A 16,515-nucleotide genomic window follows, 5' to 3' on the forward strand; every position below is an offset into this window, starting at 1 on the left:
GTAGGAGTCTGGACCGTGTCTCAGTTCCAGTGTGGCTGGTCGTCCTCTCAGACCAGCTACTGATCGTCGCCTTGGTGAGCCTTTACCTCACCAACTAGCTAATCAGATATCGGCCGCTCCAGGAGCACGAGGTCTTGCGATCCCCCGCTTTCATCCTTAGATCGTATGCGGTATTAGCGTAACTTTCGCTACGTTATCCCCCACTCTTGGGTACGTTCCGATATATTACTCACCCGTTCGCCACTCGCCGCCAGGTTGCCCCGCGCTGCCGTTCGACTTGCATGTGTAAAGCATGCCGCCAGCGTTCAATCTGAGCCAGGATCAAACTCTTCAGTTCAATCTCTGTTTTCGCCATTTCTGGCAACTTCTTTCGAAGTGTCGCTCACTCAAAATACTGACCGTCATCTCATTGCTGAGATAACGTATTTCTTTTGTGCGAACATTTGATAATTTAAGTAATCAGCTGAACTAGTCAGCCGGCACCTTCATCAAACGCCCACACTTATCGACTGTTAATTGTTAAAGAACTTATTCGGTACTGCCTGCTGTGTTCTGCGAATCGTTTTGTTCGTCAGCAGCAGAGGAAGAAGATTATGAAGCAATTTCTGTTTCTCGTCAACCCCTTCTTTGCTTCGTCTCAGTTTCCTGAGTTCGCTGTTGCAAGATCAACTACTTGATTTCGTTGACGTTTTACAGCAGCGCCGAAGCGGAGGCGAACTATAGCAAACGGCTGAGCAGTTGCGCAAGACCCTGCCGCGAACTATTTACAACAGCCAGTCGATCGGCAGGATCGACAGCACTTTCACGCCGGCGCGCTTCCAGACCGTGGTGCCCGGCTCCTGGTCGTAACGCACGACCTTGCCGTTGCTGCGTTCGGTCCAGTACAGCTTGCCCTGCCCGTCGAGACGCACCTCATAGGCGGTTTCCGGAATACTTTCGTCCAGGGTCTGGCTCAGGCGTTGCGCCAGGGCCGGGCTGTCGATGACAAACCCCATCTCGGTATTCAGGTCGATCGAACGCCGGTCCATATTGAAGGAGCCGACGAACACGCTGCGGCCGTCGACGCCGAAGGTCTTGGCATGCAGGCTCGATGCCGAGCTGCCGAAACGGCCACGCCCGGCATCCGGCAGCTCCGGCCCCCAACTGCGGCGCAACTCATATAAAGACACGCCGGCACGCAGCAGTTCATGACGCCACTTCGCGTAACCCGCATGGACGGCGGCGACGTCGGTCGCCTCCAGCGAATTGGTCAGCACCCTCACCTTCACGCCGCGCCTGGCGATATCGACCAATGCCTGCGCCGCCCGCTTACTCGGCACGAAATACGGCGACACCAGATCGACCTGCTGCTTCGGCTCGCCCAGCAGCTTGCCGAGGTCGGCCACCATGCGCGCATCCGGCGACGCCTCGCCGAGCGCCTTGGCCGGGTCGTCGCTGACCAGCTCGGTCTTGCTCCACTCCAGCGGCAGGCGGCGCTGTGCCAGCTGCTCGACGAACGCAGAAGTGCGGATCGCTTCCAGGTAGCGCTGCGCCTCCGGCCTGGCACGCAGTTGCGCCGCGCGCGCGGCCAGCGCCTCGCGTGGTTCGCTTTCCGCCGCATCGACCAGCCTTGCAACCGGATAGGCCGAGGCGCTGTTCCAGTAGCGGTCGAAATCCTGCGACACCTCGTGCACCACCGGCCCCACCGCTATCACGTCGAGGTCGACGAACAGCATGTCGCCGGCCACGCCGAAGTATTCGTCGCCGACGTTCCGGCCGCCGACGATCGTCGCCTGGTTATCGGCGGTGAAGGATTTGTTGTGCATGCGCCGGTTCAGCCGGCTGAAATCGGTCAGGTAGCCCAGGCTGCGCCAGCCGCGCGAACCGAAGGGATTGAACAGGCGTACCTCGACGTTCGGGTCGCGGTCGAGCGCCGCCAGCACCGGGTCCAGCCCGGCCGTGTTGTTATCGTCGAGGAGAAGGCGCACGCGCACGCCACGTGCCGCGGCGCTACGCAGGGCGTCCAGCATCAGGATGCCGGTGAGATCGTCGCGCCATATATAGTACTGGACGTCGAGACTGCGCTCGGCGCCATGCGCCAGCAGCACGCGGGCGGCAAAGGCATCGCGCCCGTCCGATAGCGCATGGATGCCGGAGCGTTCGGGATGCTCGGCAACCAGCGGCGCGATGGCCTGGCCGAGCCGCGTACCGGCGGTGTCAAGCAGCGCTGCGCTGGCGGTGCGCTCGCCCAGCGGCGGCAGCGAGGTGCAGCCGTAGGTTGCCGCCGCAGCGACAACCAGTACGCCGGCCCCAATCCGCAGCGCCGCGCGCATGCCGATTACATGCCTTCGAAATTCGCCTTGCGCTTGCCGAGGAAGGCGGACATGCCTTCCTTCTGGGCCGGCGTGCCGAAGGCGGCGTGGAAGAAGCGGCGCTCGTAGCGCACGCCTTCGGTCAGCGTGGTTTCATACGCGCGGTTCACCGAATCCTTGATTGCCATGGCCACCGACACCGGCATCTCGGCGATGGTGTTCGCCACCGCCAGCGCTTCTTCCATCAGCTTCTCGGCCGGGAAGATGCGCGACACCAGGCCGGTGCGCTCGGCTTCAAGAGCGTCGATCATGCGCGCGGTGAGCAGCATGTCCATGGCCTTCGACTTGCCGATGGCGCGCGGCAGGCGCTGGGTGCCGCCGGCGCCCGGGGTCACGCCGACCTTGATTTCCGGCTGGCCGAACTTGGCGCTGTCGGCGGCGATCAGGAAGTCGCACATCATCGCCAGTTCGCAGCCGCCGCCCAGCGCATAGCCGGCCACCACGCCGATCACCGGTTTGCGCACGTTCAGGATGTGCTCCCAGTTGCGGCCGATGTAGTTGCCCGGGTAGGTGTCGGCATAGGTGTACTCGGCCATGGCCGCGATGTCGGCGCCGGCCGCGAAGACCTTTTCGCTGCCGGTGAGGACGATGACGTTCACGGCCGGGTCGGCGTCGAACTTGTACAGCGCCTGGCCCAGCTCGTTCATCATGTTGTCGTTCAGCGCGTTCATCGCCTTTGGACGGTTAAGGCGAATGACAACCACCTTGCCGTGGTTTTCGATCAGCAGGTCTGCGTACTCCATGGGCTCTCCTCCAGAATATGACTTATCGATGTAACTTATCTATGTGACTCACTGCCGCGATTGTAGCGCCTTCGCAGACCAAAAAGGACGGTATCATTCCCGGCTCTGCCATGTCTTGCGCGTGCACGTGATCCTCCATCCCCGTCAACTCCTGCAGCGACTCATTGGCAACAGCCTCGGCGATGGCCTGTTGCGCAACGCCGACTTTCGCCGTCTCTGGCTGACCAGCGCCCTCACCCAGTTCGGCGCCCAGATCACCCTGCTCGCGCTGCCGATCTGCGCGGTACTCATGCTGCATGCGACGCCGGCCCAGATGGGGACCCTGGGCGCGCTCGAGTCGCTCCCCTTCCTGCTGTTCGGCCTGCCCTCGGGCGTGCTACTGGAACGCTGCCGCCGCCTGCCGATCATGATGTGCAGCGACGCGATGGTGGCCACCGCCCTGGCCAGCGTGCCCCTGGCATGGTGGTTCGACGCCTTGACCATCCACTGGCTGTACGCGGTCGGCTTCGTGCTCGGCACCGGCCTGGTGATCGGCGGCAGCGCCGAGCAGGTCTTCCTCACCTTCGTTGTCGGGCGCGAGCGCCTGGTCGACGCCCACGCCAAGTTCGCCGCCACCGAATCGGCCGCGCGCCTGATCGGGCCCGGCATGGCCGGCGCCATGGTGCAGCTGCTGGGCGCGCCGATCGCAATCCTGTGCAATGTGGCCGGCTTCATGGTCTCGCTGGCGAACCTGAAGCGCATCCGCGCGCGCGAGCCGAAGCCGGCGCCGGCGCACACGCATCCGCTGCGCGACATCCGCGACGGCCTCGCCTTTGTCTGGAACCAGCGCGTGCTGCGCACCCTGGCCTGGACTTCCGGCGCCTGGCACTTCCTGTTCTACGGCTACATGGCGCTGCACGTGCTGTTCGCCACGCGCGTGCTGGGCATGGCGCCGGGCGTGATGGGCACGGCCCAGATGCTGGGCGGCGCCGGCATCCTGGCCGGCTCGGTGCTGGTCAAGCCGCTCTCGCACCGCTACGGCACCGGGCGCGCGATCCTGGTCGGCCTGTGCAGCTGCGCGCTCGGCTACGCGCTGATGCCGGCGATCCCCGCCACCCTGTTCGGCAGCACGCTCGCCAGCGCCGTCGCCTACGCCGTCGTGGTGTTCCTGCTCGATTGCGGCGCGACGCTGTTCTTCGTGCCCTACATCGCGCTGCGCCAGCGCGTGACGCCGGATGCGATGCTGGGGCGGATGGTGGCGACGATGCGCGCGCTGACGGTGGCGACGGCGCCCCTGGGCGCACTGGCGGCGGGCGCGCTGGCCGAGCGCTTCAGCGTGCGGGCCGGGCTGATGTGCATCGCCGCGGGAGGCCTGCTGCTCGCCACCTTCGCGGTTTGCGCAACCCGGCTGGGGGACGTAAAAGACTGATTCGGGATGGAGAGCGGCCGGCGCGGCCGCTCACGTCGATGGCGGCAGCGTCAACCGCGTCTCCGGGCAGCCCGGCGCCTGGCAGGCATCCGGCAGGCTGCGCAGCCAGGCGATCACCGAATCGACCGTGACGACCTGGATTTGGCCTGCGCGCAGCAGGGCCGGCGGCAAGTCGTCGAACACGATCTGCGCGTTGACGAAGCGCGCGCCGAAGCGGGTCAGGATGTTGGCTTCGACCTGGGTCGGCACGTACGCATGCGCCTTGAGCCAGGCCTGGGCGGCCGGGCGGTCGGGCGCCTCGCCCTCCCCGGCATAGGCAAAGGCCAGCATCTCGAGCACCCAGCCGTTCGAATTCTGGTAGCGCGTGTCGAAGGGATAGGCCACCACGTTGTAGTGCGGCTGGTGGAAAGTCCTGGCTTCCTCGCCGAGCAGTGCGGCCTTCAGGCGGCGCTGCGCCGCGGGCGCCAGGCGCCAGATGCCGGCCTGGTAGCGGTGCGGCGCATCGGCAAAAAAGTTCACCAGGCCTTCGTCGTACAGCGCCGACTCGGTGCTGCCGCAGCGGTTCAGCTTGTGCACGACCGACCAGGCTCCCGCCGGATGCTCGCGCACGGCAAACCCCATGTGCGAATAGGTCAGCCCGTATTTTTCCAGGTCTTGCCCGACGCGCGCGATGAGCACGACCTCGTCGTCGATCGTGCCGAGCGCTGCGCGCGTCACGTCGCCGAGCTGCATGCTCAGGCGCGACTTCTCGGGTTCGATCTCGCGGACTGCGCACTGCCGCCCCGCCAGCGCGGTGCCAGCCGTCGAAGCGAGCACCGCCGCCAGCAGCAGGCGGCGCAGGATCACGTGCGGGCCTTCGAGTGCACGAGTCCGGTGTCGGGACGGGCCAGCACCACCAGTGTGGCGCCGGCTTTCTTGACGGCGAAGCCGGTCTGGCCGATCGCTTCGATGTCGAGCATGTCGTTCACTTGTACGGCTTGCGCGCGGGCGGCGGCGCTGCTCACCAGCGTATCGACCTGTGTCACGCCATCCTTGCTGCGCAAGGTCAGCGCGGTCCGGTCGCCCTGCTGGCGGATGGCGGTGACCTGCATCTGCCTGTTCTTCCCGGCGTCGCCCGGCATGGCCTTGGACAGGCTCTCCGAGACATCGGCAGATATCAGGGAGGGTGCGAGCGACAGCATGGCCCAGGCCGGCATGACCGCCTCGGCGGCGGCCGGCCTTGCAATAACGGCGGAAAGCAGCAAGGCGACAAGAGGCGCTGCACGCATCATCCGGCCCATCAGGTGCGCACGCGCGAATGCACGAGACCGGTGTCGGGACGGAGCATGACGCCCACCGTTGCGCCGGCTTTCTTGAGGGCGAAGCCGGCCTGGCCGATGGTTTCGATGTCCAGGGTATCGTTCACCTGCACGCCGTGGGCGCGGGCGACGGCGCTGCTCACCATCGTATCGACGTCGGTCGTGCCATCCTGGCTGCGCAAGGTGAGCGCGGTCTTGTCGCCCTCCTGGCGCATTGCCGCGACTTGCCACTTCTTGTTCTTCTCGACGTCGCCCGACGTTTTCTCGGACAGGTTCTTGGCGCCTTCGGAAGACATATAGAAGGGCATGAGCGACACCACGAACGGGATGGCCCAGGACGGAATCACCGCATCGGCGGCCGCCGGCGCCGCGACGGAGGCCGAGAGCAGCAGGGCAAGGAGGGGAGCAAAGCGGCGTGAGGTGCGCATGGTCTATCCAATCGGCTGGGCCGGCATGGAGCATGCCGCCAAGTGTTGTTTAATAGTAACGCAACCTTAGCGGATACCAGCCATCGCTGCAACACGAACCTGCTATTTCGGCAATAAAACCCACACCGCACCACGCGCTTTCATGCGCCCCGCATATTCCGCTGCATTTCCACCGAAACCGAAGAAGAAATCCGCCCGCACCGGCCCGCGAATGGCGCCACCGGTGTCCTGCGCCATCATCAGCCGCTGCAGCGGCGCTCCGTCCGCCGGGTGGGTCGTCGCCAGGAACAGCGGCGCCCCCAGCGGCACGACCGATGGATCGACCGCCACCGAGCGTTCCGGCGTGAGCGGCACGCCGAGCGCGCCCTTCGGCCCGACCGACGCATCCGGCAGGCGCTCTTCCTTGAAGAAGATATAGCTCGGGTTGACGTTCAGGAGTTCCTGGCGCCGCGCCGGATTGGCGGCAATCCAGGCCTTGATGCTCTGCGCCGACACGCCATCGGCCGGCAACTCGCCCTGCTCCACCAGCCAGCGCCCGATCACCTTGTACGGGTGCCCGTTCTGGTCGGCGAAAGCGATACGCACCGTCTCGCCGGTCTCGTCGATCCGCACGCGGCCCGAGCCCTGCACCTCGAGGAAGAAGGCTTCGACCGGATCGTCGACCCAGACCAGCTCCTTGCCCTTCAGGGGCGCGCGCTCGATTTCAGCGCGGGTGGCGTAGGGCACCACGGTCTTGCCGACGAGGCGGCCACGCAGGCGCATGTTCTTCAGATTCGGATACACGCTGCCCAGGTCGACCGTGACCAGGTCGTCCGGCACCCGGTACAGCGGCGTCTGGAAGGCGCCGCCACGCTTGCGCGAGCCGCGCAGCATGGGTTCGTAGTAGCCGGTGATCAGGCCGGTGTCGGCGCCGTCGGGCGTGCGCATCTGCTGCGGCACGAAGTACGTTTCAAAGTACACGCGGATCGCCGCGTTGTCGCGCGCGTCGACGCGCGCGGCCGCCGCGCACGGCGCCGTCCACTGCGCCTTCTTCGCCAGCACGCGGCAGGACGACATGAACGCCGGCCAGGCCTGGCGCAGGTCGTCCTGCCGCCAGCCCGGCAAGGCGTCGAAGGAGACCGGCGTCATGGCCGGCACCGGTGGCGGCGGCTCGGTGGGCGCAGGAATGCCAATCGGGCCCACCGGCGGCGGCATCACGATGTCGGGCTGCTTCGATGACTCAGGCGACGGTACGGGCGCAGGCGCAGGCGCCGTGCCGCAAGCTGCCAGAAGAACGGCCACGAGGGCAATTGAAGCAGGTACACTAGGGCGGCGAATCGATTGCATGGGACTAGAGTATGTGGATCTTGATGCTGGAAGCCGGCGTGGCCTTGTTCCTGCTGGTGTTTATCGTGTGGTGGACCATGTTCTCGGGCCGTCCGGAGGAGCGCAAGCGTCCGCTGCGCGACGACAGCCAGCCGCCGCGCGAGCAGGGCCAGGACAAACCATAAGGCTCAGTGCAGGCTGCGCGGCAGCGACAGCACGAATTCGGGAATCGCCACCTCGAAGCGGTGGCCATCCTCGGCCACGCAGAAGTATTCGCCGCGCATCGAGCCCTGCGGCGTGGCCAGCTGGGTGCCGCTGGTGTATTCGAACTGCTCGCCCGGCTTCAGCAGCGGCTGGTGCGCGACCACGCCCAGGCCCGACACTTCCTGGGTGCGGTTGTTGGCGTCGGTGATCACCCAGTGGCGCGAGATCAGCTGGGCCGGCACGCTGCCGGTATTGCGGATCGTGATCGTATAAGAGAACACATAGTTGTCGCGTTCCGGATTCGATTGTTCCGGCAAGTGCTGGGTGCGGACAGTCACGGTGAAATCGTAGGCGGACATCGGCTTTCCTCTTTTCGTTATTAGTTGCCTGCGCGAATATCGCGGCCCTGGCGGCGGCGCGGATGTGCGCAAAACGACAATCATACAGGCCCGCGGAAAAGCCTGTCTGCGTGTCCACTTGCGCAGCGCAAACCCGGCTCGGCGTAAAATAGCCGGATTCCCGACCACCAACCAGTCACCGCAATGACCACCTACCGCATCGCTCCCAGCATCCTGTCCGCCGATTTCGCCCGCCTGGGCGAGGAAGTCCGCAACGTCGTCGAGGCCGGCGCCGACATCATCCACTTCGACGTGATGGACAACCATTACGTGCCGAACCTGACGATCGGCCCGCTGGTCTGCCAGGCGATCCGTCCGCACGTGCAGGTGCCGATCGACGTGCACCTGATGGTGAAACCGGTCGACCGCATCATCCCCGACTTCGCCAAGGCCGGCGCCAACATCATCACCTTCCACCCGGAAGCGTCGGAGCACATCGACCGCACCCTGCAGCTGATCCGCGACCACGGCTGCAAGGCCGGCCTGGTGTTCAACCCGGCCACGCCGATGCACTACCTGGAACACGTGATGGACAAGATCGACATGATCCTGATCATGTCGGTGAACCCGGGCTTCGGCGGCCAATCCTTCATTCCTGAGGCGCTGAAGAAGATCGCGATCGCGCGCCGCCTGATCGACGAATCCGGCCGCGACATCATGCTGGAAGTCGATGGCGGCATCAAGGCCGAGAACATCGCCGCCGCCGCCGCTGCCGGCGCCGACACCTTCGTCGCCGGCTCGGCCATCTTCGGCAAGCCCGACTACAAGGCCGTGATCGACGCCATGCGCGCCGAACTGGCCACGGTCGGGAAGTAAGCGTGCAGCCGGGTGCAGCGGCAATCCGCGCCGCCATCATCGACCTGGACGGCACCATGCTCGACACGGTGCCGGATTTCGAACTGGCCCTGAACGCCATGCGCGCCGAGTTTTCGCTCGCGCCGATCACGCAGGACGTGATCAAGCCGATGGTCGGCAAGGGTTCGGAAAAGCTGATCCGCGACGTGCTGGCGCTCGACTTCGACGCCGCCCGCATCGACGCCGTCTACGACGAAGCGATGGCCGCCTATCAGCGCCACTACCTCGCAATCAACGGCGAGCGCAGCGTACTGTTCGACGGCGTGATCGAAGGCCTGCAAGCCCTGCGCGACATGGGCCTGCGCCTGGCCTGCGTGACCAACAAGCCGATCAGTTTCACCACGCCGCTGCTGGCGCAAAAGGGCCTGGCGCCCTGGTTCGAGCTGGTCTACGGCGGCGATTCGCTCCCGAAAAAGAAGCCCGATCCGCTGCCGCTGCTGCAGGTCTGCAGCGACTTCGACCTGCCGCCGCAGCAGGTGGTGGCGATCGGCGATTCCTCGAACGATGCCGAAGCGGCGCGCGCTGCACGTTGCTTCGTGCTCACAGTGCCATATGGTTATAACCACGGAAGGCCTGTTCAAGAGATCGATTCCGATGGTATAGTTAATTCGCTACTGGATGCCGCGAAGCTGATTCGTGCGCACAACGGCGCTTAAACATCACTTATCTATACATGTTCTTCACCAAAAAACACACTGTCAACCAGACCGGCGCCCTTGAGGCCTGGCTGTGGCGACGCTGGCAATCCTGGGCTCACTAACCCTGTATTGATTGCTGCCGGCTGCACGCGCATCCGGCAGGTTTTTTGAACCACCGCCGCCCCACCTCCCTCCAATACGGGCGGCCCGGAGAAGAACATGACCGAACTCGAATTCCGCTCGCTGGCCAACCAGGGCTACAACCGCATTCCGCTCATCGCCGAAGCCTTTGCCGACCTGGAAACGCCGCTCTCGCTCTACCTGAAGCTGGCCCAGTCGCAAAACACCGGCAAGAACACCTTCCTGCTGGAGTCGGTAGTCGGCGGCGAGCGCTTCGGGCGCTACTCCTTCATCGGCCTGCCGGCCAAGACCCTGCTGCGCGCCACGGGCAACCTCGTCGAGATCGTCACGAACGGCGTGGTGACGGAGACGCACGAAGGCAACCCGCTCGACTTCATCGAAGCATTCCAGGCGCGCTTCAAGGTCGCGCTGCGCCCGGGTATGCCGCGCTTCTGCGGCGGCCTGGCCGGCTACTTCGGCTACGACACGGTGCGCCACATCGAGCGCAAACTCGCCGGCAGCGCGCCGAAGGACGACCTCGGCCTGCCGGAGATCCAGCTGCTGGTGACGGAAGAACTGGCCGTCATCGACAACCTCTCGGGCAAGCTCTACCTGATCGTGTACGCGGACCCGGCGCAGCCGGAAGCCTTTGTCAAGGCACGCCAGCGCCTGAAGGAACTGCGCGTGATGCTGCGCCGTAGCGTCGACGTGCCCGTCACCACCGGCTCGGTGCGGACCGAAGCGGTGCGCGATTTCAGTAAAGAGGACTACCTGGCGGCGGTGGCCAGGGCCCACGAATACGTGATGGCCGGCGACCTGATGCAGGTGCAGATCGGCCAGCGCATCCGCAAGCCATATGTGGATTCGCCGCTGTCGCTGTACCGCGCGCTGCGTTCGCTGAATCCCTCGCCCTACATGTATTACTACAACTTCGGCGACATACAGATTGTCGGCGCCTCGCCGGAAATCCTGGTGCGCAACGAGACCGCGCCAGGCGGCGACCGCAAGGTCACGCTGCGCCCGATCGCCGGCACCCGCCCGCGCGGATCGACGCCGGAACGCGACGCCGAACTGGCGGTCGAACTGCTGGCCGACCCGAAGGAAATCGCGGAACACGTGATGCTGATCGACCTGGCGCGCAACGACATCGGCCGCATCGCCGAGACCGGCAGCGTGAAAGTCACCGACCGCATGGTCATCGAAAAATACTCGCACGTGCAGCACATCGTCTCGAACGTCGAAGGCAGCCTGAAGGAAGGCCTGTCCAACCTGGACGTGCTGCGCGCCACCTTCCCGGCCGGGACGCTGACCGGTGCGCCGAAGGTGCGGGCGATGGAAATCATCGACGAACTCGAGCCGGTGAAGCGCGGCATCTACGGCGGCGCCTGCGGCTACCTGAGTTTTGGCGGCGAAATGGACGTGGCGATCGCGATCCGCACCGGCGTGATCAAGGACGGCAACCTCTACGTGCAGGCGGCGGCCGGCATCGTGGCCGATTCCATCCCCGAGATGGAATGGCAGGAAACCGAAAACAAGGCGCGCGCGGTGCTGCGTGCGGCCGAGCAGGTGCAAGACGGACTGGATGGGGAGCTCTGACATGCTGCTAATGATCGACAACTACGATTCCTTCACCTACAACATCGTCCAGTACTTCGGCGAACTGGGTGAAGAAGTGCGCACCGTACGCAACGACGAAGTCACGATCGAACAGATCGCGGACATGCAGATCGACCGCATCTGCATTTCGCCGGGGCCCAAAGCGCCGGTCGATGCGGGCGTGTCGGTCGACGTCATCAAGGAATTCGGCGGCAAGCTGCCGATCCTCGGCGTCTGCCTCGGCCACCAGGCCATCGGCGAAGCCTTTGGGGGCAAGATCGTGCGCGCCAAGCAGGTCATGCACGGCAAGACCTCGCTGGTGGCGCATACCGGCGTCGGCGTGTTCAAGGGGATTCCAAGCCCGTTCACCGTGATCCGCTACCACTCGCTAGCCATCGAGCGCGCCTCGCTGCCCGACTGCCTGGAAGTGACGGCCTGGACCGACGACGGCGAAATCATGGGCGTGCGCCACAAGGAGCTCGACATCGAGGGCGTGCAGTTCCACCCCGAATCGATCCTGTCCGAGCACGGCCACGCGCTGCTGAAGAACTTCCTCGAGCGCTCATAACACTACTGGAACCTCCATGCCGATCACACCACAAGAAGCGCTGCTGCGCTGTATCGAACACCGCGAGATCTTCCACGACGAGATGCTGCACCTGTTCCGCCAGATCATGGCCGGCGAGATGTCGCCGACCATGGTGGCCGCCCTGACCATGGGCCTGCGCGTGAAGAAGGAAACCATCGGCGAGATCACCGCCGCCGCGCAGGTCATGCGCGAATTTTCCACCAAGGTGCCGATGGCCGACACCAGCCGCCTGCTCGACATCGTCGGCACCGGTGGCGACGGCGCGAATACCTTCAATATCTCCAGCGCCTCGATGTTCGTGGCCGCCGCCGCCGGTGCGCGCGTGGCCAAGCACGGCGGACGCAGCGTGTCGTCGTCCTCGGGCAGCGCCGATTTGATCGAATCGCTCGGCGCCCACATCGATTTGAAGCCCGAGCAGATCGCGCAATCGATCGCCCAGACCGGCATCGGCTTCATGTTCGCGCCGAACCACCACGCGGCCATGAAGCACGTGGCGCCGGTGCGCCGCGAACTCGGCGTGCGCAGCATCTTCAACATCCTCGGGCCGCTGACCAACCCGGCCGGCGCGCCGAACATCCTGATGGGCGTGTTCCACCCCGACCTGGTCGGCATCCAGGTGCGCGTGCTGCAGCGCCTCGGTGCCCAGCATGCGCTGGTGGTCTGGGGCCGCGACAACATGGATGAAGTCTCGCTCGGCGCCGGCACCCTGGTCGGTGAACTGGTGAACGGCGAAATCCGCGAGTACGAAATCCATCCGGAAGACTTCGGTATGCAGATGGTTTCGAGCCGCAATTTAAAAGTGGCGAACACCGAGGAATCCAAGGTGCGCGTGCTGGAAGCGCTGCGCGGCGAACCGGGGCCGGCGCACGACATCGTGGCGCTGAACGCCGGCACCGCGCTGTATGCGGCGGGCGTGTGCGCCTCGATCGAGGAAGGGCTGGCGAAAGCGCGTGAGACCATTGCAAGCGGCGCGGCGTTGGCCAAGCTGGAGCAGTTCGTGAACGTCACGCGCCAGCTGGGAGCACGCTGATCCATGTCCGACATCCTGAACAAGATTTTGGCCGTAAAGGCCGATGAAGTGGCGGCGGCCAAGAAGCACCGCGATTTGCTGAGCCTGCGCCGCGAAGTCGAGTCCGATAGCGAACTGCGCGCCGGCATCCGCGGCTTCGAGGCGAGCCTGCGCCGCAGTATTGCCGAAGGGCGCGCCGGTGTGATCGCCGAGGTGAAAAAGGCCTCGCCTTCGAAGGGCGTGCTGCGGCCGGATTTCCGTCCGGCGCAGATTGCCGAGAGCTATGCCGAAGGCGGCGCATCCTGCCTGTCGGTGCTGACCGACGTGCAGTTCTTCCAGGGTTCAGTGGATTACCTGCGCCAGGCGCGCGCCGCGGTCGAGATCCCGGTGATCCGCAAGGACTTCATCGTCGACATGTACCAGGTGTACGAAGCCCGTGCGATGGGCGCGGACGCGATTCTCTTGATCGTCTCTGCGCTGGATCATGGCCTGATGGCCGAGTTGGAGGCATGTGCGCAGGAACTCGGTATGGACGTGCTGGTCGAAGTACATGACGGTGATGAGTTGACCGCGGCGCTGCGCCTGAAAACGCGCCTCGTGGGCATCAACAACCGCAACCTGCGCACGTTTGCCGTGTCGCTCGATACCACCATCGATCTGCTGCCGCGTATCCCGGCGGAGCGGCTGGTGGTCACCGAGTCCGGCATTGCGGTGCGCGGCGATGTTGAACGCATGCGCGCGGCGAACGTGCATGCCTTCCTGGTGGGCGAAGCCTTCATGCGGGCGCCCGATCCCGGCAACGAATTGCGACGATTATTCGACTGACATGAACACTTCCATCCGCATCAGGGCCGCTCTCCTTTTTCTACTGGCAGCCCTGGGCGGATGCAGCACGGTCCAGCCCGTTGCTTCCACGGCCCGACGACTTGTCGAGGCTATTCTTCCCGGTTCTCCCTCTACGCCCAGCCCTGCCGGACCGCTCGACGCGCCGGCGCCGCCGCCTTCGCGCACGCTCGATGCGTACAAGGCCGAGGTGGCGCAGCACGTGATGCGCCATAACAGCGGGCAGACCTTCAGCGGACGCTTGCCGCCGATGCTGCCGGCCATCGTGGTGCTGAACATCACAGTGCGTGACGATGGGGAATTGGAAGAGGTGAAGGTGCAGAGGTCGCGCGACGAGGATGCGTCGCAGGTGGCGCTGGCGTCGATGCGGCGTAGCGGGCCGCTGCCCAGGCCGGTGCATCTGCTAGCGGGGAGTTCGCGCAAGCTGACGTTTTCGGAGACGTTTTTGTTCAACGACCAGTATCGGTTTCAGTTGCGCAGTCTCGCTGGCCCGCAGTGATGGTTTGTGTGAAAACCCGAAATATCCTTTGTACCTGCGGCTAAAACCGTACGGTGGGCACTCCGTGCCCACGCGGAACGTCGCACCATGTTGGCTTCGTTTGAATGTTGCCGTCTGCTCTTGGATGCGGCGTCACAATGCGGGCCACGCGGCTTTAACAATGCCAACGTCATGCAGGCTTCCGCGTGGGCACGGAGTGCCCACCGTACGGTTAGCGTATCAACTCGTGCGCGAGCCGCGTGTGCATCAACACCGCGGCGCCGATGGATTACACCGCGCTCGGCCGCGCAATCGTCCCCGCCTTGCGCACGCCGGCAACCGTCGACAGCGTAACGCCCGGCACCCGGTCGCCCTGCAGCGTGACCTCGAACGCCATCAACTCGTCGCGCCGGAACGCATGCACCGTCACCTTGTCGCCCACACGGTAGCGCGACAACAAGGCATCCACGTTCGACGGATTACCGTTCACGCGCAGTCCGTCGATCGCAATCACGATGTCCAGCGCCGACAACCCCGCCCCATGCGCCGCGCCGCCCTCGTGCACCTGGGTCAGCTTGGCGCCGAGCGGGTCGCGGCCGATGCCGGCGTCGAGCGACGGCTTGCCGCTGTTGCGCTCGTCCACCAGCTTGACGCCCAGCGGCGCGTACAGCTTGGCCAGCGGCAGATCTTCCGTCCCACGAATGTACTTGTCGAACAAGCCGCGCAGCTTCACGCCGCTGACCTCGTCGAACAGCGCTTCCACTTCGCGGTCGGTCACGCCGCGGCCGGCGCCGGCGTAGAAGTCGCGCCCGTAGCGCTGCCACAGCGCGCGCATGATGTCGTCCAGCGAACGCTGTCCGTTCGTCTTGGTGCGAATCGTCAGGTCGAAGGCAAGCGCAATCAGCGAACCCTTGGTGTAGTAGCTGATGATGGCGTTCGGCGAGTTCTCGTCCTGGCGGTAGTACTTGCTCCAGGCATCGAAACTCGAATCGGCCACGCTCTGCTTGGTACGGCCGCTGCCGCGCAGCACGCTGCCGACGGTTTTCCCCAGCAGCTTGAAGTAGGTCGGCTCGCCGATGATCCCGGCGCGTACCAGCATCAGGTCGTCGTAGTAGCTGGTAAAGCCTTCGAACAGCCACAACAGCGGCGTGTAGTTTTCCACCTGCAGGTCGTAGGGCGCGAACACGGCCGGCTTGATGCGCTTGACGTTCCAGGTGTGGAAGTACTCGTGGCTGCACAGGCCCAGGAATTTCAGGTAGCCCTCGCCCGGTTCGCCCGACTTCGGCCCGCCTACGCAGGGCAAGTCGGCGCGTGCGCAGATCAGCGCGGTCGAGGCGCGGTGCTCGAGGCCGCCGTAGCCGTCGCCCACGGCCATGGTCATGAACACGTAGCGGTCGAGCGGCGCTTTTTTCGCCTCCGGCTCGAAGAAGGCGATCTGGGTTTCGCAGATGGCCTTCAGGTCGGCCTGCAGGCGCGCCATGTCCAGGTTCGGCACGCGGCCGGTGATGACGATGTCGTGCGGGATGCCGTGCGCCTTGAAGGTGGCCAGCGCGAAGTCGCCCATTTCCACCGGGTGGTCGATCAATTCGTCGTAGTCGCCGGCCACGTAGGTGCCGAAGCCGTAGCGCTTGGCGCCGAGTTCCTTCATCGCGGTAGCCACGCGCCAGGTCTTCGCGGCCGCGTCTGCGGGACGCTGGATGTCGACCTGGTGCGCCTGCGCTTCCTGGCCGACCACGCGCAGGAAGACGCTGGTGCCGTTGAAGAAGCCGTGGGTCTGGTCGAGGTGGGCGGCGCGCACCGACAGGTCCCAGGCATAGACTTCGTAGTGCAGGGTCAGCGCACCTTCGACCGGCGCGGCCTGCCAGGAGTGCTTGTCGAGCTTGGCCAGCGCGACGGCGGCGCCGTTCGCCTCGGCGCGGATGCGCACGATGTTGCGCGCGAATTCGCGGATCATGTAGCTGCCCGGGATCCAGGCCGGCAGGGCGAATACCTGGCCATCCGGCGCGGGCGCGGGCACCGTCACCGTGACGTTGAACAGGTGGCCGGCCAGGTCCTTGGGAACGATGCTGTACTGGATGGCGTTCTGCCTGGCTGCCGGTTTGCCGGTCCGCCTGGCTGGCTGCACCGTGGTTTGCGGGATGGTTTGCGCGGCGGCTTGCTGGACGAGCCGATCAGCGGCTTGATCGGCGGTCTGCGCGGTGGTCTTCTTGGGCTGGGCGGTTTTTTTCATGGGTCGAAGGAAGGCTGCCGGG

General features: G+C 65.1%; 17 protein-coding genes and 1 rRNA gene. 9 read left to right on the forward strand and 9 right to left on the reverse strand.

Annotated features, from left to right (window positions below):
- The 3 genes from LK540_RS11780 to LK540_RS11790 form a co-directional block, all read right to left on the reverse strand.
- Window positions 1-337: ribosomal RNA gene (locus LK540_RS11780) — 16S ribosomal RNA — on the reverse strand; the annotation flags it as partial.
- A gap of 427 nt (window positions 338-764) precedes the next feature.
- Window positions 765-2,312, reverse strand: a complete 1,548-nt coding sequence (locus LK540_RS11785) for a phospholipase D family protein (RefSeq protein ID WP_229437495.1) — start codon at window positions 2,310-2,312, stop codon at window positions 765-767.
- Between the two features lie 5 nt (window positions 2,313-2,317).
- Complete coding sequence (locus tag LK540_RS11790) at window positions 2,318-3,094, reverse strand: enoyl-CoA hydratase (protein ID WP_229437496.1); 777 nt, start codon at window positions 3,092-3,094, stop codon at window positions 2,318-2,320.
- 127 nt (window positions 3,095-3,221) lie between these two features.
- Here LK540_RS11790 and LK540_RS11795 point away from each other — a divergent pair, with 127 nt between their 5' ends.
- Window positions 3,222-4,502 carry an MFS transporter gene (locus LK540_RS11795; RefSeq protein ID WP_229437497.1) on the forward strand — a complete coding sequence of 427 codons (1,281 nt, stop codon included), beginning with the start codon at window positions 3,222-3,224 and terminating at the stop codon, window positions 4,500-4,502.
- A gap of 30 nt (window positions 4,503-4,532) precedes the next feature.
- Here LK540_RS11795 and LK540_RS11800 read toward each other — a convergent pair whose 3' ends face one another.
- The 4 genes from LK540_RS11800 to LK540_RS11815 form a co-directional block, all read right to left on the reverse strand.
- Window positions 4,533-5,348, reverse strand: a complete 816-nt coding sequence (locus tag LK540_RS11800; protein WP_229437498.1) for a DUF2145 domain-containing protein — start codon at window positions 5,346-5,348, stop codon at window positions 4,533-4,535.
- Window positions 5,345-5,698, reverse strand: a complete 354-nt coding sequence (locus tag LK540_RS11805) for a hypothetical protein (protein WP_229437499.1) — start codon at window positions 5,696-5,698, stop codon at window positions 5,345-5,347. Before LK540_RS11805 ends, LK540_RS11800 begins: the two co-directional genes overlap by 4 nt.
- Window positions 5,699-5,781: 83 nt before the next feature.
- Window positions 5,782-6,228 carry a hypothetical protein gene (locus LK540_RS11810; protein WP_229437500.1) on the reverse strand — a complete coding sequence of 149 codons (447 nt, stop codon included), beginning with the start codon at window positions 6,226-6,228 and terminating at the stop codon, window positions 5,782-5,784.
- A 102-nt stretch (window positions 6,229-6,330) separates the two neighbouring features.
- Complete coding sequence (locus tag LK540_RS11815) at window positions 6,331-7,554, reverse strand: murein transglycosylase A (protein WP_229437501.1); 1,224 nt, start codon at window positions 7,552-7,554, stop codon at window positions 6,331-6,333.
- Window positions 7,555-7,565: 11 nt separating this feature from the next.
- On the opposite strand from LK540_RS11815, the gene LK540_RS11820 reads away from it, so the two are divergent.
- On the forward strand, window positions 7,566-7,718 hold the full coding sequence (locus LK540_RS11820; protein ID WP_229437502.1) for a hypothetical protein: 153 nt from the start codon (window positions 7,566-7,568) through the stop codon (window positions 7,716-7,718).
- A gap of 3 nt (window positions 7,719-7,721) precedes the next feature.
- Here the strand turns inward: LK540_RS11820 and apaG are convergent, their stop codons facing one another.
- Window positions 7,722-8,096: a Co2+/Mg2+ efflux protein ApaG gene (apaG, locus tag LK540_RS11825; protein ID WP_229437503.1), complete on the reverse strand. Its 375-nt coding sequence runs from the start codon at window positions 8,094-8,096 to the stop codon at window positions 7,722-7,724.
- A 183-nt stretch (window positions 8,097-8,279) separates the two neighbouring features.
- On the opposite strand from apaG, the gene rpe reads away from it, so the two are divergent.
- The 7 genes from rpe (at window position 8,280) to LK540_RS11860 (ending at window position 14,284) form a co-directional block, all read left to right on the forward strand.
- A complete protein-coding gene (rpe, locus tag LK540_RS11830) occupies window positions 8,280-8,951 on the forward strand; it encodes a ribulose-phosphate 3-epimerase (RefSeq protein ID WP_229437504.1) in 672 nt (223 codons plus the stop codon).
- A gap of 2 nt (window positions 8,952-8,953) precedes the next feature.
- On the forward strand, window positions 8,954-9,646 hold the full coding sequence (locus LK540_RS11835; RefSeq protein ID WP_374041354.1) for a phosphoglycolate phosphatase: 693 nt from the start codon (window positions 8,954-8,956) through the stop codon (window positions 9,644-9,646).
- A gap of 201 nt (window positions 9,647-9,847) precedes the next feature.
- On the forward strand, window positions 9,848-11,344 hold the full coding sequence (trpE, locus tag LK540_RS11840) for an anthranilate synthase component I (RefSeq protein ID WP_229437505.1): 1,497 nt from the start codon (window positions 9,848-9,850) through the stop codon (window positions 11,342-11,344).
- Window position 11,345: 1 nt separating this feature from the next.
- On the forward strand, window positions 11,346-11,912 hold the full coding sequence (locus LK540_RS11845) for an aminodeoxychorismate/anthranilate synthase component II (RefSeq protein ID WP_229437506.1): 567 nt from the start codon (window positions 11,346-11,348) through the stop codon (window positions 11,910-11,912).
- Between the two features lie 16 nt (window positions 11,913-11,928).
- Complete coding sequence (gene trpD, locus LK540_RS11850; RefSeq protein WP_229437507.1) at window positions 11,929-12,963, forward strand: anthranilate phosphoribosyltransferase; 1,035 nt, start codon at window positions 11,929-11,931, stop codon at window positions 12,961-12,963.
- Between the two features lie 3 nt (window positions 12,964-12,966).
- On the forward strand, window positions 12,967-13,767 hold the full coding sequence (gene trpC, locus LK540_RS11855) for an indole-3-glycerol phosphate synthase TrpC (RefSeq protein ID WP_229437508.1): 801 nt from the start codon (window positions 12,967-12,969) through the stop codon (window positions 13,765-13,767).
- A gap of 1 nt (window position 13,768) precedes the next feature.
- Window positions 13,769-14,284: a TonB C-terminal domain-containing protein gene (locus LK540_RS11860; RefSeq protein ID WP_229437509.1), complete on the forward strand. Its 516-nt coding sequence runs from the start codon at window positions 13,769-13,771 to the stop codon at window positions 14,282-14,284.
- A 268-nt stretch (window positions 14,285-14,552) separates the two neighbouring features.
- Here LK540_RS11860 and LK540_RS11865 read toward each other — a convergent pair whose 3' ends face one another.
- Complete coding sequence (locus LK540_RS11865; RefSeq protein WP_229437510.1) at window positions 14,553-16,493, reverse strand: M61 family metallopeptidase; 1,941 nt, start codon at window positions 16,491-16,493, stop codon at window positions 14,553-14,555.
- Window positions 16,494-16,515: the final 22 nt, after the last annotated feature.

Origin of the sequence: Massilia sp. IC2-278, from assembly GCF_020708045.1 — a bacterium.
Taxonomy (GTDB): Bacteria; Pseudomonadota; Gammaproteobacteria; order Burkholderiales; family Burkholderiaceae_D; genus Telluria.

Coding starts and splice junctions, on each gene's coding strand:
- trpD (WP_229437507.1), top strand. CDS start 11,929: ATGCCGATCACACCACAAGAAGCGCTGCTGCGCTGTATCGAACACCGC.
- LK540_RS11790 (WP_229437496.1), bottom strand. CDS start 3,094: ATGGAGTACGCAGACCTGCTGATCGAAAACCACGGCAAGGTGGTTGTC.
- rpe (WP_229437504.1), top strand. CDS start 8,280: ATGACCACCTACCGCATCGCTCCCAGCATCCTGTCCGCCGATTTCGCC.
- LK540_RS11805 (WP_229437499.1), bottom strand. CDS start 5,698: ATGCCGGCCTGGGCCATGCTGTCGCTCGCACCCTCCCTGATATCTGCC.
- LK540_RS11820 (WP_229437502.1), top strand. CDS start 7,566: ATGTGGATCTTGATGCTGGAAGCCGGCGTGGCCTTGTTCCTGCTGGTG.
- LK540_RS11815 (WP_229437501.1), bottom strand. CDS start 7,554: ATGCAATCGATTCGCCGCCCTAGTGTACCTGCTTCAATTGCCCTCGTG.
- trpE (WP_229437505.1), top strand. CDS start 9,848: ATGACCGAACTCGAATTCCGCTCGCTGGCCAACCAGGGCTACAACCGC.
- LK540_RS11810 (WP_229437500.1), bottom strand. CDS start 6,228: ATGCGCACCTCACGCCGCTTTGCTCCCCTCCTTGCCCTGCTGCTCTCG.
- trpC (WP_229437508.1), top strand. CDS start 12,967: ATGTCCGACATCCTGAACAAGATTTTGGCCGTAAAGGCCGATGAAGTG.
- LK540_RS11785 (WP_229437495.1), bottom strand. CDS start 2,312: ATGCGCGCGGCGCTGCGGATTGGGGCCGGCGTACTGGTTGTCGCTGCG.
- LK540_RS11865 (WP_229437510.1), bottom strand. CDS start 16,493: ATGAAAAAAACCGCCCAGCCCAAGAAGACCACCGCGCAGACCGCCGAT.
- LK540_RS11845 (WP_229437506.1), top strand. CDS start 11,346: ATGCTGCTAATGATCGACAACTACGATTCCTTCACCTACAACATCGTC.
- LK540_RS11860 (WP_229437509.1), top strand. CDS start 13,769: ATGAACACTTCCATCCGCATCAGGGCCGCTCTCCTTTTTCTACTGGCA.
- apaG (WP_229437503.1), bottom strand. CDS start 8,096: ATGTCCGCCTACGATTTCACCGTGACTGTCCGCACCCAGCACTTGCCG.